Below are 13,623 nucleotides of genomic sequence, written 5' to 3'. Positions count from 1 at the left end.
ACCTTATGTCTTGTACAAACACCCATTACAAAGTCCTAAAACCCTCCATACTCTCTCCAAGAATATAGTGTGAAAACCACATCAAGTTCTGCTTCATAATAGCTACATGAACTCCTGGTTGGTCAGAACTATATGCCATTCCTTTAAATATAATTAATTCTGTATCAACTTCCATATCCATTAATCCTTGATATAGATCATATGCATTTGTAATTGGAATTCTTGCATCCTTTTCCCCATGTTGAATTAAGGTAGGCGTACAAGCTGATTTAATATACGTCATAGGTGATGTCTTCGTATATATCTCTGGATCATTCCATGGAGTATTTCCTAAATACATTCTAATAAAGTAAGGTATATCTGTATTTACATAATGGGTACTCCAGTTAGTGATTCCACCGCCAACTGAAATAGCTTTAAATCGACTACTAAATGTAGAACAGAAAGCTGATACATATCCACCGTTGCTCCATCCCATAACTCCTACCCTATCCTTGTCTACCATCCCTTTTTCTACTAGTTCATCCACTCCAGATATAACATCATCGTAGTCAGCAATCCCCTGTTTTCTATAGTTAGCTTTTAAAAATTCATTACCATAACCTGAACTTCCTCTGTAATTTGGTTCTAAAACGATAAAGCCTTTTTCAATAAACTGTTCAATCGGATATTTCTCATTGAAGCAGTCTGAAAATATCGGAAAAGATGCCCAAGCCGGACCGCCGTGAATTACTACTAATAAAGGATATTTTTTATTAGTGTCAAACTCTACTGGCGTTGATAAAACACCTTCTATTTCAAGATCATCGCTACTTTTCCATGAGATGATTTCCCTGTTACTTCTAAGTTTCCCTTTGAAAAAGCTATTTTCATTCGTTATTTTTTTATCGTCTAAATAGATTTCAAAGGTTTCATTTGTTATTGCCTTATTGTAGGATATATGTTTGTCATCCTTTGTTATAGAAGCATCCATTATAAAGCCATCTACTTTTTCGCTTAATATTTCCACAGTGCCATCTTCGGCTAGCAATCCAATAAGATAATTCGTTTTATTCTGCCACCTAATTAAAACCCCTTTAGCTGTCCACTGTAATGGCATAACCGTACTATCAAAATCTGTTAAAAGTTGAATTAGCTCTCCGGTATTTATATCATATATCTCTAACGTACTATCTTGTATATGGTTTCTATAGTAATCCTTCTCTCTTATGCTTGCTGTGTAACATATTTTACTGCCGTCAGGAGAAAAGCAAACACTCCCTCCCAACAACTTATTCACATTCAGCTTTTGTAGCTCTCCAGCTTTAATATGGAGTATGTATAGATCTCCATTTATATAATCTTCCATATTTGAGCTTGGTGTCGCCATAAATACAACCTTTTTACCATCATTTGAAATATCAAATTCATGGATATGAAAATCCTTACCATCCGTTAATTGATAAACAACTCTGTTCTCTTGTTCATCTGTATCACTTTGTATCACCTTTTCTATTTCAATGTAATATAAACAATTATTCTGGTGTTCCTTACCTATATGTTGAAAATCTCCATATAGGTCCTTACGTTTCTTTATCTCCTCACATTCTTTTGACTGCGTAACATAATAAAGACCCTTGCCAGTAGGACCCCATTTGAATGTACTGACTCCTTCTTTCTCATCAGTAATTTGAACCTCTCTATAACCATCTAGTGACTTAACAAATATCTGATTTTTCCCATCACCAACTGGACTAAGATATGCGATACACCTAGCATCTGGAGACCATAATGGGTGTGTACTATCTATATCCCCATTTGATAATGGGTAACTCTGCTTCTTATCTTTTTCATATATCCATACATGATTCCTATATGTATTTTCTTTCCAATCAGCCGTCTTCTTAACAAATGCTACGTTTTTACCATCATCACTTATGTTTGTACTTGATAAGGTTGGTAATGAAATAATCTCTTCTATACTTAAATATGTTTTTTCATTCACTTTAATCAATATACCCCCTTGAAATGTCCATAAATCTCTCGTCTCTTTTTGTCGTAATAAAGGAAATTGTTCACGAATACTTAAAATGATAATGGAAAATTCAGATAAATAAAAGTGAATTCGATAAAGTAAAACTTTAATCTATAGGGTTCTATCCGCTTACCAATTCTAGATGTTCTTTTTCGACACAAAAACACCCCTTTTAGATACAAATTTGTAAGTTTATTTTAAAGCTATAACTATATGTTGGTTTGGAATAAAATTTGATAAAAATGAAGTCACAAATCTTTATTTAACAACAAAAAAATCCATTTTGAAAAAACGATTGATCAAAATAGAATTACTCTTTTTAACTAAGTATGAGATTTTTATAAAAAAATTTTAATCAAAACTCACTTAGAATCTTTACTTGAAGGAATAAAGCTTCGCATCTTTTTTATGAACATCGTTAAACTAAGATAAACTTTGACTGCATCTGTAATTAATTGTAAAACATTACACATAGAAAGGTATTATAAAATAAATATAGAAGGGGTATGTTTTTTAGTTTTAAAGGGGCTAAAGCACATCTATTTTATGTTTTTAGAGGGAGAATTGAAAAATCATATGAAGAATTTCAAAAAGAGTACAGGTAAAATTTTACTAGCATCCGGATTAGTAGTTTCTATGTCAGCTTGTAGTGTAACTAGTTTATTTGGAGAAAAAGAAAAAACAAATGCTGAATCTGGTAAACAAGAAAGTAAAGAAACTACGACAGAAGGAACAAGTTCAACTAAGTCAGAAAGTAAATCATCTGAAACAAAGGAAAAATCAACTAACTCGAAAGAAGAAAGTAAAGATGTTAAGATGATTATGGTTTTACCTGAGGATTACCCACAACTTATGGTAGACATTGAAGAAGACTTATTAAGACGTCTAGATTACTATGATGCTTCTGTAAGGGATAATAAAAAGGGAAGTAAGTCAAATGAAGAGGTACGAGATAGTATTAAAGACTTAGATAAAGTATTTAATAAAATAGAGCGTATAGATGCACCAGGAAAATACAAGGAAGACCATAAGGAAATTGTAAAAGCTGTTCAAAAGTTAAAAGAGTCTTTCAAAGAAGTATCGAAGTTATTTGATTACTCTAAAACACTTAAAGATACGGATGATGCAATCATAGATAAAGCAAACAATAAATTAGATGAAGCAAAACGCATTTGGAAACCTGTATTTGATAAGTTAAAAGCGGAAGCTAAGGGTGGTTCAACAACTACTTCTACAACAAGTGGTACTAGTTCTTCTAACTCACCGAGTTTATCTAGTGGTAATACAGTTAAAACATACAGTACCCAAGATAAAACTGGTATATTCAAAGGAAAAATTGATACACCAGACGAGGATTCCGCTAAGTTTAAGAATGTACAGAACAACTATAAAGACGGTACAGAGCTTGTAGGTAATTGGGGTATTGATTACGGAGACGGAGTCAAAACTACGTTAGTCCTAAAAGCAGATAAGACATTTGAAACATATGCAAATGGTTCTTATCCAAATAAAGATAATTACTTAACAGGAACATACCAAGCAGACGTTTCTTCCCATCAGTTAACGCTAATGGTGGAAAAAGGAACTCAAAATGGTCAAGAAGTGAAATTGGAAAGACCTATTTATTCATCATATGAGGTTAAAAATTTAGATGGTAAAGCATTACAGATTTTCCACATAGACGAACAAGTAACAATTTGTTATGTAAAACAATAAATAACTAAAAAAAACTCTGTAAAATGATTTTTACAGAGTTTTTTTCTTAGTTTTAATTTATTATAAACGATCAGACTTTTTTATAAACTATCAAAATTTATTTCAAACGCATACTATATTTATTAACCTACCAACGTCCTACTCAACAGTAACAGACTTAGCTAAGTTACGTGGCTTATCAACGTCACACTCGCGGTGAAGTGCTGCGTAGTATGAGATAAGTTGTAATGGAATAACTGCTACTAGCGGTGCTAGTGCTTCGTGTACAGCTGGTAATACGAAGCTGTCACCTTCCATTTCTAAGCCTTTCATTGAGATGATACATGGGTTAGCTCCGCGTGCTACTACTTCTTTCACGTTACCACGAATTCCAAGGTTTACGTGCTCTTGTGTAGCAAGTGCAATAACTGGTGTACCATTTTCAATTAAAGCGATTGTACCGTGTTTTAACTCTCCTCCAGCGAATCCTTCTGCTTGGATGTAAGAGATTTCTTTTAGTTTTAACGCGCCTTCTAATCCTACGTAGAAGTCTACGCTACGTCCGATGAAGAAACAGTTACGCGTTGTTGCTAAAAATTGTTTTGCTAATGCGTCCATTTCTTCTTTTTGATCACAAAGTTCTATCATTGCATTTGCTACAAGTCCTAGTTCGTGTGTTAAATCGAAATCAAGAACTTCACCTTTTGCTTTAGCAATATCAGCTGCTAAAATTGAAAGTACTGCAAGCTGTGCTGTGTAAGCTTTCGTTGATGCAACTGCAATTTCTGGTCCAGCGTATAACGGAAGTGTATAATCAGCTTCACGAGAAAGTGTAGAACCAGGCACGTTTGTAATTGTTAAGGCTTTATGGCCCATTTCATTTGTTTGCACAAGTACTGCACGGCTATCAGCTGTTTCACCACTTTGTGAAATGTAAATGAAGAATGGTCTTTCTGTTAATAATGGCATGTTATAAGAGAATTCACTTGCCACGTGTACTTCAACTGGCATTTTTGCAAACTTCTCGATAAATTGTTTTCCAACAAGACCTGCATGATAACTCGTTCCACATGCAATGATGTAAATACGATCGCTATCTAAAATCGCATTGCGGATGTCTTGATTTAATTCAATTTCGCCATTTTCATCTTGATACTTTTGAATTATATTACGGATTACAAGTGGTTGCTCATCGATTTCTTTAAGCATGAAATGAGGATATGTTCCCTTTTCAATATCACTTGCGTCTAATTCCGCTGTAAACGGTGCACGTTCAATCGTTTCACCTTGTAAGTTTTTAATTGTAATACTTTCTTTCGTTACAATTACGATTTCTTTATCCATTAACTCAATAAATTGATCTGTAACTTGTAACATCGCCATAGCGTCGCTTGCCACAACATTAAAGTTGTCACCAACACCTACTAATAGCGGGCTTTTGTTTTTAGCAACATAAATCATGTTTGGATTTTCAGCATCAAGTAATCCGATTGCATAAGAGCCATGTAAAAGAGATAGTGTATTACGGAACGCTTCTTCTACACTTAATCCTGTGCTCACTTGTTGTTCCATAAGCTGTACGATAACCTCTGTATCTGTTTCACTTACGAACGTTACATCTTGTAAATATTCCTTTTTCACTAATTCATAGTTTTCAATTACACCGTTATGAACTAATGTAAAGCGTTTTGATGTACTTTGATGCGGATGCGCGTTTACTTTACTTGGAACACCGTGTGTAGCCCAGCGTGTGTGTCCGATACCTACGCTTGCTGCTACGTTCTCATCTACGATTTCACGAAGTTTTGCGATACGGCCTTTTTCTTTGTATACAACAACACCGTTCTCTGCTTGTACTGCAATACCTGCTGAATCATATCCACGATATTCTAGCTTTTCTAAACCTTTTAATAAAATTTCCTTTGCATCTTGCTCTCCAATAAATCCTACGATTCCACACATGTTTAGTCGCCGTTACAAATGCTTACACTGCTCTGCGAACATGTAACGACATAGTCCGATACCATTTTTATTTATACTAAAAAACGGATTACATATTGCTAGCCCTGTAAGCTTGTAACGGCTTTCACCTTCCTCTCGATTGGGTTTAAGTCCGTATATACTTATACAGCTAGTTTCCATCCGTTCCTCTTCTCTCATCACACTTTCACCTTTGTCCACTAAGTCACCTTAATGATTTAAGTAAAAGCTTGCGGTTGTGATGAACAACCGGGAGTCATCCGCCGAAATCTCGATAAACCCCACCTCGTCAACTACACTATTTGTAGTTCTGGCGCTTTTATAATTTACAATATTTCCTTTGAGAAAAAGAACAAGACCATCTTATAACAAACATGGATAAACCGTCAATGAAATTTTTTTCATTGTCTATAAAACATATGAAAAAGGAGCACTTTTTGTGCTCCTTTTTCATATAAATTCAGCTAATTATTCAGCGCCAACTTCAGCTTTCACAACTTCTACAATGCGATGTACATATGCATCACAAACTTCTTGTGTTGGTGCTTCTGCCATTACACGAATAAGTGGCTCTGTTCCAGATGGACGAACAAGAATACGGCCATCACCGTTCATTTCTTCCTCTACAACACGAATAATTTCTTTAATTTTTTCGTTTTCTAATGCTAATTTTTTATCTGTTACACGAACGTTTACTAGCAATTGTGGGAATTTCGTCATTTCTCCTGCAAGCTCAGATAATGGCTTTTTCGTCATTTTCATGATGTTTACAAGTTGAAGTGCACTTAACATTCCATCACCAGTTGTAATGTAATCAAGTAAGATAATATGGCCTGATTGTTCTCCACCTAAGTTGTAACCTCCGCGCTTCATTTCTTCCATTACGTAGCGGTCACCAACTGCTGTTTTATCACTTGTAATATTATTTGCTTCAAGTGCTTTGTAGAAACCTAAGTTACTCATAACAGTTGAAACAACTGTATTATGTTTTAATTGACCAGTTTCTTTCATATACTTCGCACAAATGAACATAATTTGATCACCGTCAACGATGTTTCCTTTTTCGTCTACAGCAATTAAACGGTCGCCATCGCCATCAAAAGCAAGTCCGATATCCGCTCCTTTTTCTTTTACCAATTCAGCTAAACCTTCTGGATGTGTAGATCCTACACCTTCATTAATATTCATACCATTTGGAGAAGTTCCCATTGTTGAAATATCAGCTTCTAGGTCTGCAAATAAGTATGGAGCTAGAGAAGAAGTTGCACCATGTGCACAATCTAAAGCGATATGTAGGCCGGAGAAATCTTCTTCAACAGTTTGTTTAATGTACTGTAAATATTTTTGTCCACCTTCAAAGTAATCGCTCACTTGTCCAAGATTAGTACCTGTCGGACGTGGTAGTTCATCAACTTCTTTGTCTAATAAAGCTTCAATCTCAGCTTCTTGCTCATCTGTTAATTTAAAGCCGTCTGAACCAAAGAATTTAATACCGTTATCTTGTACTGGATTATGAGATGCAGAAATCATAACACCCGCTTGTGCGTCTAGTGCTTTTGTTAAATAAGCAACCCCCGGTGTAGAAATAACGCCAAGGCGCATTACTTCTGCTCCAGTTGATAATAGCCCTGCTACTAAAGCTCCTTCTAACATATGGCCAGATACACGTGTATCACGACCGATGATTACTTTTGGACGATCTGTATCTTTTGTTAATACATAACCACCAAAACGTCCAATTTTGAAAGCTAATTCAGGTGTTAACTCCTTATTTGCAACTCCGCGTACTCCATCTGTACCAAAATATTTACCCATTATGATTCGCTCCTTTTTCTTGCTCTTTTTGATTGTGATTATCTACTGTTGGTTCTTGACTCGTTTCTTTATCTTGATTTTGATTTTGGTTTTGGTTTTGATTCTTTTCCTGTTCTTTTTCTGAATCAGGTTCAGGATTTTTTGGTTTCTCATTTTGATTTTCTTGATCGGTGTTTGAATCCGGTTGTTGACCGTTACCCTGTACTTCTTTATCTGGTTTTTCTTTCTTCACAATAGTAACTTTAGCACTTTTTTGTTTTGGTTCTATTGAAATATTACCAGGACCACTCACTTGAATGGAAATATCTTTCGTTCCTGGAGATACATTTTGCAGATTAATTACCGCTGTTATTTGAGCAGCTGTTATTTTATCTACTATACTTGCTTCTCCTGAAATATCAACACTTATCTTTCCATCTTGCGGCGAAAGTAGCTGAGCAGTAACATCTTTAGAAAGTCCATTTTTCTGGATTGGGATACCATCAATCGTTTTTGTTTTCGTTTGTTTTGTTTTTTGCACTCCCACCGAAACCTTCACTTGATTCGGTTTTGCACTTGTTACACCCTTGGGTAATAAAACAGAGGCATCGAATGTTGTAGACTCTGTCAATTGACTAAGATCTACTTCGACCCCCTCTAGCGATTGTATATTATCCAAAATATCTTTTGGACCTGCTATCGTTACTTCTCTCGGCTCAACACTGATATTTGTAACTGCCAATCCTTCTGCTAAACTCCCCTTCTTCGTATACGTTACAGGAACAGTTTTTTCAGTATTATTGGCTGTAGTTTGCATTGCCACATTCAACGTTACACTAATCTTAGATGGACTTGTTCTTACATTTAAACGTTTTCCTTCTTTATTGTATAATGTAACTTCGGGCGTTTTTGTAACAGTTTTATTAACACCTTTTAAATCAACATACGCTTTGGCAGATGAAATACTTTCAATTTCTTCTTTCGTCCCAACTACCTCAACAGTATCCGGTTTAAGGCTTGATTTTTCTAGTGTAGCCCCCGCTGGCATCTGATCCTCATTTGATAATTTCAGATCTACATGAACATATTTTCTCGCCTTTTCATGCAGAGTAACTTTAATTGTTGATGGCTGAACTGTTCCTTTCACATCATCTGGAAGCCCGTTCGTTTTTAAAGAAATCTCATAAGTTCCTTTTGGACTATCTCGCAAATCAATCGGTATATCAAATTGTTTTTTTGCTTTTGCTGTAGCAACTGATGCTTTTGGGCCTTCTAATTTCACCTTAACGCCCTCTGCTGGAATACCACTTACAATATATTTCTCCTCATCATACTTAAGATTAATAGCATAATTAGTTAATGTTTCTTTCGTATCATTTGCAAAAGGTAATATACCTGATGTCGTATTTTTTTCAGTTAACGTCGCTGACATAAAAAGCATACACGCCAATAGTAATGAGATCCCTTTTAAAAACCAATGATTCTCCATTAACTTATCCATGACGCTTTCTCCTCCAATTCCATAAAGACGAAGAAGTCGTTTTTTCGTTTCCACTAAATTCAGCTAATAACATATCCTTCAGCTGTTCTGTCTTCAAATCACGATGCAACTTACCATTTTTCGTTAAAGAAATTTGACCAGTTTCTTCAGACACAACTACTGTAATACTATCAGTAACTTCACTAACTCCCATTGCAGCACGATGTCTAGTTCCTAATTCTTTAGAAATAAACGGACTTTCTGATAATGGAAGATAGCATGCTGCTGCTTTAATTGTACTTCCTTGCATAATTACCGCTCCGTCATGAAGAGGTGTATTTGGAATAAAAATATTAATAAGTAATTCCGATGATACGTTTGCATTCAGCGGAATACCCGTTTCCACATAATCACCCATACCGGTCTCTTTTGACAAAGTAATTAATGCACCAATTCTACGTTTCCCCATATATTCGGTTGCTTTTGCTATCGCTGTTGCAACCATTTCAGGTTCATCATCCTCATGCGTTCCAACACGCGAAAATAAGCTTCCGCGCCCTAGCTGCTCAAGTGCTCTTCGCAATTCTGGCTGAAAGATAATAATAACGGCTAAAAATCCCCACGTTAATACTTGTTCAGTTAGCCAAGATAGCGTACGCAATTCAAGGAAAATACTGATCATCTTAACGACGATAATAACTGTAATCCCTTTTAAAAGTTGAACAGCTTTCGTCCCTCGGATTATAAGAATTAGCTTATATATAATAAACCATACAATGGCAATATCTAATGCCGTACTAAGATATTTCAAAATGGTCGTATCTTCAAAAGGCATGCTATCCCTTCCTCCTACTTACGAGCAATTCTATCCATATATTGAAATATTGTTTTATGCTCTATCTGTATGTATTTCCAACAACTAGTTAATTATACCATACATGAAACAAACGACAATTACAAACAACCCCCTTTAGCTCAAATTGGTAAGATGTCAAACATTTTTATTGTACAGTATAATATAAATCATTATTATACGCCTATTTTCAAATAAAAAAAGCAACTTCTCAGTTGCTTTTCTTACATTTATTTTAGTTTTTCACCGAATAAAGAACCCATTAAAGCAACTGCTGTTGTTGCCGTTCTATTTCTCTCATCTAAAATCGTATTTACCTCAACAAATTCAGCAGATGTGATAATATCAGCTTCTGCTAACATTTCCATCGCCAAATGACTTTCACGATAAGATAGACCGCCAATTACAGGCGTTCCAACACCTGGTGCATCATGAGGATCAAGACCGTCTAAATCTAATGATAAGTGTACACCATCAGTATGAGATAAATATGCGATTGTTTCTTCCATAACAGCCGTCATCCCCATACGATCAATTTCATGCATTGAGAACACTTTAATACCTTCATTGCGAATGAAATCTTTTTCTCCTTCATCCAATGCACGCGCACCGATAATTACGACATTCTCTTTTTTCACCTTTGGATATGCTCCGTATAAATCTACAAGTGAAGAATGTCCATAACCTAAACTTGCTGCAAGTGACATACCATGAATATTTCCAGATGGTGAAGTTTCCTCTGTATTTAAATCACCGTGTGCATCATACCAAATAACGCCTAAGTTTTTATAATGTTTTGCTACACCAGCTAATGTACCGATAGCAATACTATGGTCACCACCTAATACAAGTGGAAAACGACCTTCTTCTATAATATGATCCACCTTACTTGCTAATTCATTACATACAGTTGCAACTTGTGTAAGGTTTCTTAATTTTGTATTTTCATCTATCTCTTTTTCTCTCTCTATACATATATCTCCCATATCTTTAACTTCATATCCAATTTCTTCAATTCTTTCAATTACCCCTGCATAACGGATCGCGCTCGGTCCCATATCAACTCCACGACGCATCTGTCCTAAATCCATTGGAACTCCAATAACTGAGATTTCTTTTTTCATAGATAGTATCCCCCTTTTATGCCTTCACTAAATATTTTAAATCTTTTATATAGTCTGACTCAACTCGACATTTTTCTGTATGGATATACAATTTATTCACTTATATTTATACTGAAAACCAAATTTTAAAACTATTCTATGTATAAAGTTAACTTAATGAAACAATCGCAATCACTATTATTAAATAATAATAATAAAACACTCCTACATTTAGAAGTGTTTTTCTGATGCTATTTTCCATACTGTTGCAATATTTTTTGTTGTCATTTCAATATTTTCTTCTGCTACTTTATATGCTTCTTCTAGTGTCATCGGTCTCGTTGTAATACTAAATACCGCATCTATTCCTTTCTCGTACACAGCTGAATAATCAGGTGATACAGACCCTCCAATAGCAATTACAGGCACAGAAAAACGTTTTGCACGCCCCGCAACACCCACAGGAGCCTTTCCATATGCAGTTTGTTTATCTATTCTACCTTCACCAGTTATAATGAGATTTGCATCTTCTATATGTTTATCGAAATTTGTATAATCTAATACAATTTCAATGCCTCTCCGCAAGTCTCCCTTTAACACTGAAATAACAGCCGCTCCCATTCCTCCCGCTGCCCCTGCACCAGGTATTTCAGATACATCAAAAGATACATATCGTTTAAGCATATTCGCATAATGTTGTAAATTCTCATCTAGCTCTTTCATCATCTCTACATTTGCACCCTTTTGTCTCCCAAATATGAAAGATGCTCCCTGCATTCCGACTAATGGATTATCCACATCACATGCCGCTTCTATCTTTACCCCCTTTAAGCGGGGGTCCATTCGTGAAAAATCAATAGCAACAATCGAATGTAATGTGCCTCCAGATGGATCTATTACTTCACCCTTGTCATTTATAAATCTTACTCCTAAAGCTGCTAACATACCTGTCCCACCATCATTTGTAGCACTTCCTCCAAGTCCTAAAATTATGTACTCCACTCCTTGATCTAGCGCATGTAATATAAGTTCTCCTGTTCCTTTTGTCGTTGTAATAAGTGGGTTGCGCTTTTCAACTGGAACGTGCTGTAATCCTGATGCTGCTGCCATTTCAATAAACGCTGTCTTTTTATCTTTAGAAATGCCATAAAAAGCTTGTATACCTTCTCTAAGCGGTCCTGTCACACTAATTGATATAATTCTCCCCCCTGTAGCATCAACAAGTGATTCAACCGTCCCTTCTCCTCCATCTCCAATTGGTATTTTCACATACTCTGCATTAGGAAAAATTGCTCTAAAACCTCTTTCAATAGCTCCACATACTTCTATAGCTTTTAGGCTTTCTTTATATGAATCAGATGCAATAACAACTTTCACAATTATCTCCCCATCCCTTATTTTTACGTTTTCTTCATTTTAAACGACAAGTATAAAAGTTGTCTTTTTGAACACAAAAAAAGCTTACATCATATGATGTAAGCTTTTTTATTTAGATGGAGCCTAGCGGGATCGAACCGCTGACCTCCTGCGTGCAAGGCAGGCGCTCTCCCAGCTGAGCTAAGGCCCCTTAATTAAGCGGAAGACGGGATTCGAACCCGCGACCCCAACCTTGGCAAGGTTGTATTCTACCACTGAACTACTTCCGCAAAAATGATGAGCCATGAAGGACTCGAACCTTCGACCCTCTGATTAAAAGTCAGATGCTCTACCAACTGAGCTAATGGCTCGTAAATGGCTGGGCTAGCTGGATTCGAACCAGCGCATGACGGAGTCAAAGTCCGTTGCCTTACCGCTTGGCTATAGCCCATTAATATTTACTAGTATGGTTATCTTTTCAAAAAAATAAACCCTCTCAGGTTATTTTAAAGAAAATGGTGGAGGGGGGCAGATTCGAACTGCCGAACCCGAAGGAGCGGATTTACAGTCCGCCGCGTTTAGCCACTTCGCTACCCCTCCGACATTTTAAATATATATGGTGGAGGATGACGGGATCGAACCGCCGACCCCCTGCTTGTAAGGCAGGTGCTCTCCCAGCTGAGCTAATCCTCCAAAAGTGGTGACCCGTACGGGATTCGAACCCGTGTTACCGCCGTGAAAGGGCGGTGTCTTAACCACTTGACCAACGGGCCAAAAAAGTTTTAAACCTATTCCCAAGCTTCCAACCGGGCTTGAACCGGTGACCTCTTCCTTACCATGGAAGTGCTCTACCAGCTGAGCTATGGAAGCATAATGGCTCCGCAGGTAGGACTCGAACCTACGACCGATCGGTTAACAGCCGATAGCTCTACCACTGAGCTACTGCGGAATAATATTAGCCTGGCAACGTCCTACTCTCACAGGGACAAGGTCCCAACTACCATCGGCGCTAGAGAGCTTAACTTCCGTGTTCGGTATGGGAACGGGTGTGACCTCTCTGCCATCATTACCAGACTTTTATCATTATAAACATTTCTTTCGAAATGTCAAGAAGAAATTTTAATGCATATTCCTTCAAAACTAGATAACATTGCTACATATTATATGGTTAAGTCCTCGATCTATTAGTATTCGTCAGCTCCACATGTCACCATGCTTCCACCTCGAACCTATCAACCTGATCATCTTTCAGGGATCTTACTAGCTTACGCTATGGGAAATCTCATCTTGAGGGGGGCTTCATGCTTAGATGCTTTCAGCACTTATCCCTTCCGCACATAGCTACCCA

General features: G+C 36.6%; 9 protein-coding genes, 9 tRNA genes and 2 rRNA genes (1 of these 20 only partly in view). 1 reads left to right on the top strand and 19 read right to left on the bottom strand.

Annotation, left to right across the window (positions count from 1 at the left end; genetic code table 11):
- Nucleotides 1-25: 25 nt before the first annotated feature.
- A complete protein-coding gene (locus AC0OM3_RS13155) occupies nt 26-1,990 on the bottom strand; it encodes a S9 family peptidase (RefSeq protein ID WP_474212087.1) in 1,965 nt (654 codons plus the stop codon).
- A 588-nt stretch (nt 1,991-2,578) separates the two neighbouring features.
- Between AC0OM3_RS13155 and AC0OM3_RS13150 the strand changes: the two genes are divergently transcribed.
- Nucleotides 2,579-3,730 (top strand): DUF3994 domain-containing protein, encoded by a 1,152-nt coding sequence (locus AC0OM3_RS13150; RefSeq protein ID WP_002163817.1) that lies wholly within the window; start codon nt 2,579-2,581, stop codon nt 3,728-3,730.
- 138 nt (nt 3,731-3,868) lie between these two features.
- Here AC0OM3_RS13150 and glmS read toward each other — a convergent pair whose 3' ends face one another.
- From glmS to AC0OM3_RS13060, 18 genes are all read right to left on the bottom strand, one after another.
- On the bottom strand, nt 3,869-5,671 hold the full coding sequence (gene glmS / locus AC0OM3_RS13145) for a glutamine--fructose-6-phosphate transaminase (isomerizing) (protein WP_000334163.1): 1,803 nt from the start codon (nt 5,669-5,671) through the stop codon (nt 3,869-3,871).
- A 12-nt stretch (nt 5,672-5,683) separates the two neighbouring features.
- Nucleotides 5,684-5,869, bottom strand: a complete 186-nt coding sequence (locus tag AC0OM3_RS13140; protein ID WP_474212086.1) for a hypothetical protein — start codon at nt 5,867-5,869, stop codon at nt 5,684-5,686.
- Nucleotides 5,870-6,157: 288 nt separating this feature from the next.
- Nucleotides 6,158-7,504 carry a phosphoglucosamine mutase gene (glmM, locus tag AC0OM3_RS13135; RefSeq protein WP_000521476.1) on the bottom strand — a complete coding sequence of 449 codons (1,347 nt, stop codon included), beginning with the start codon at nt 7,502-7,504 and terminating at the stop codon, nt 6,158-6,160.
- Nucleotides 7,497-8,984 carry a CdaR family protein gene (locus AC0OM3_RS13130; RefSeq protein WP_000359592.1) on the bottom strand — a complete coding sequence of 496 codons (1,488 nt, stop codon included), beginning with the start codon at nt 8,982-8,984 and terminating at the stop codon, nt 7,497-7,499. The genes glmM and AC0OM3_RS13130 overlap by 8 nt, the downstream gene beginning before the upstream one ends.
- Nucleotides 8,977-9,798 (bottom strand): diadenylate cyclase CdaA, encoded by an 822-nt coding sequence (gene cdaA / locus AC0OM3_RS13125; RefSeq protein WP_001115697.1) that lies wholly within the window; start codon nt 9,796-9,798, stop codon nt 8,977-8,979. The genes AC0OM3_RS13130 and cdaA overlap by 8 nt, the downstream gene beginning before the upstream one ends.
- 248 nt (nt 9,799-10,046) lie before the next feature.
- Entirely contained in the window at nt 10,047-10,940 is an 894-nt protein-coding gene (gene rocF, locus AC0OM3_RS13120; protein WP_000711575.1) for an arginase, read from the bottom strand.
- A 210-nt stretch (nt 10,941-11,150) separates the two neighbouring features.
- Nucleotides 11,151-12,296 (bottom strand): glycerate kinase, encoded by a 1,146-nt coding sequence (locus AC0OM3_RS13115; RefSeq protein WP_000869591.1) that lies wholly within the window; start codon nt 12,294-12,296, stop codon nt 11,151-11,153.
- A 117-nt stretch (nt 12,297-12,413) separates the two neighbouring features.
- Nucleotides 12,414-12,486, bottom strand: a tRNA-Ala gene (locus AC0OM3_RS13110).
- A gap of 7 nt (nt 12,487-12,493) precedes the next feature.
- Nucleotides 12,494-12,565, bottom strand: a tRNA-Gly gene (locus AC0OM3_RS13105).
- Nucleotides 12,566-12,573: 8 nt separating this feature from the next.
- Nucleotides 12,574-12,646: transfer RNA gene (locus AC0OM3_RS13100), tRNA-Lys, on the bottom strand.
- A gap of 5 nt (nt 12,647-12,651) precedes the next feature.
- A tRNA-Gln gene (locus tag AC0OM3_RS13095) sits at nt 12,652-12,726 on the bottom strand.
- A 65-nt stretch (nt 12,727-12,791) separates the two neighbouring features.
- Nucleotides 12,792-12,875 (bottom strand) — tRNA-Tyr (locus AC0OM3_RS13090).
- Nucleotides 12,876-12,892: 17 nt separating this feature from the next.
- Nucleotides 12,893-12,968, bottom strand: a tRNA-Val gene (locus AC0OM3_RS13085).
- A gap of 5 nt (nt 12,969-12,973) precedes the next feature.
- A tRNA-Glu gene (locus AC0OM3_RS13080) sits at nt 12,974-13,048 on the bottom strand.
- A 24-nt stretch (nt 13,049-13,072) separates the two neighbouring features.
- Nucleotides 13,073-13,145: transfer RNA gene (locus tag AC0OM3_RS13075), tRNA-Thr, on the bottom strand.
- A 4-nt stretch (nt 13,146-13,149) separates the two neighbouring features.
- Nucleotides 13,150-13,224: transfer RNA gene (locus AC0OM3_RS13070), tRNA-Asn, on the bottom strand.
- 9 nt (nt 13,225-13,233) lie between these two features.
- Nucleotides 13,234-13,349 (bottom strand): 5S ribosomal RNA (gene rrf, locus AC0OM3_RS13065).
- A 90-nt stretch (nt 13,350-13,439) separates the two neighbouring features.
- Nucleotides 13,440-13,623 (bottom strand): 23S ribosomal RNA (locus AC0OM3_RS13060); it runs 2,739 nt beyond the window's last position.

Source organism: Bacillus sp. FAU20 (assembly GCF_056033865.1).
This window is presented reverse-complemented; position numbering and strand designations above follow the sequence as displayed.

Bases quoted from the DNA above. Each gene is read 5' to 3' on its own strand.
- glmS (WP_000334163.1), bottom strand. From the start codon at position 5,671: ATGTGTGGAATCGTAGGATTTATTGGAGAGCAAGATGCAAAGGAAATT.
- AC0OM3_RS13140 (WP_474212086.1), bottom strand. From the start codon at position 5,869: ATGAGAGAAGAGGAACGGATGGAAACTAGCTGTATAAGTATATACGGA.
- glmM (WP_000521476.1), bottom strand. From the start codon at position 7,504: ATGGGTAAATATTTTGGTACAGATGGAGTACGCGGAGTTGCAAATAAG.
- AC0OM3_RS13130 (WP_000359592.1), bottom strand. From the start codon at position 8,984: ATGGATAAGTTAATGGAGAATCATTGGTTTTTAAAAGGGATCTCATTA.
- cdaA (WP_001115697.1), bottom strand. From the start codon at position 9,798: ATGCCTTTTGAAGATACGACCATTTTGAAATATCTTAGTACGGCATTA.
- rocF (WP_000711575.1), bottom strand. From the start codon at position 10,940: ATGAAAAAAGAAATCTCAGTTATTGGAGTTCCAATGGATTTAGGACAG.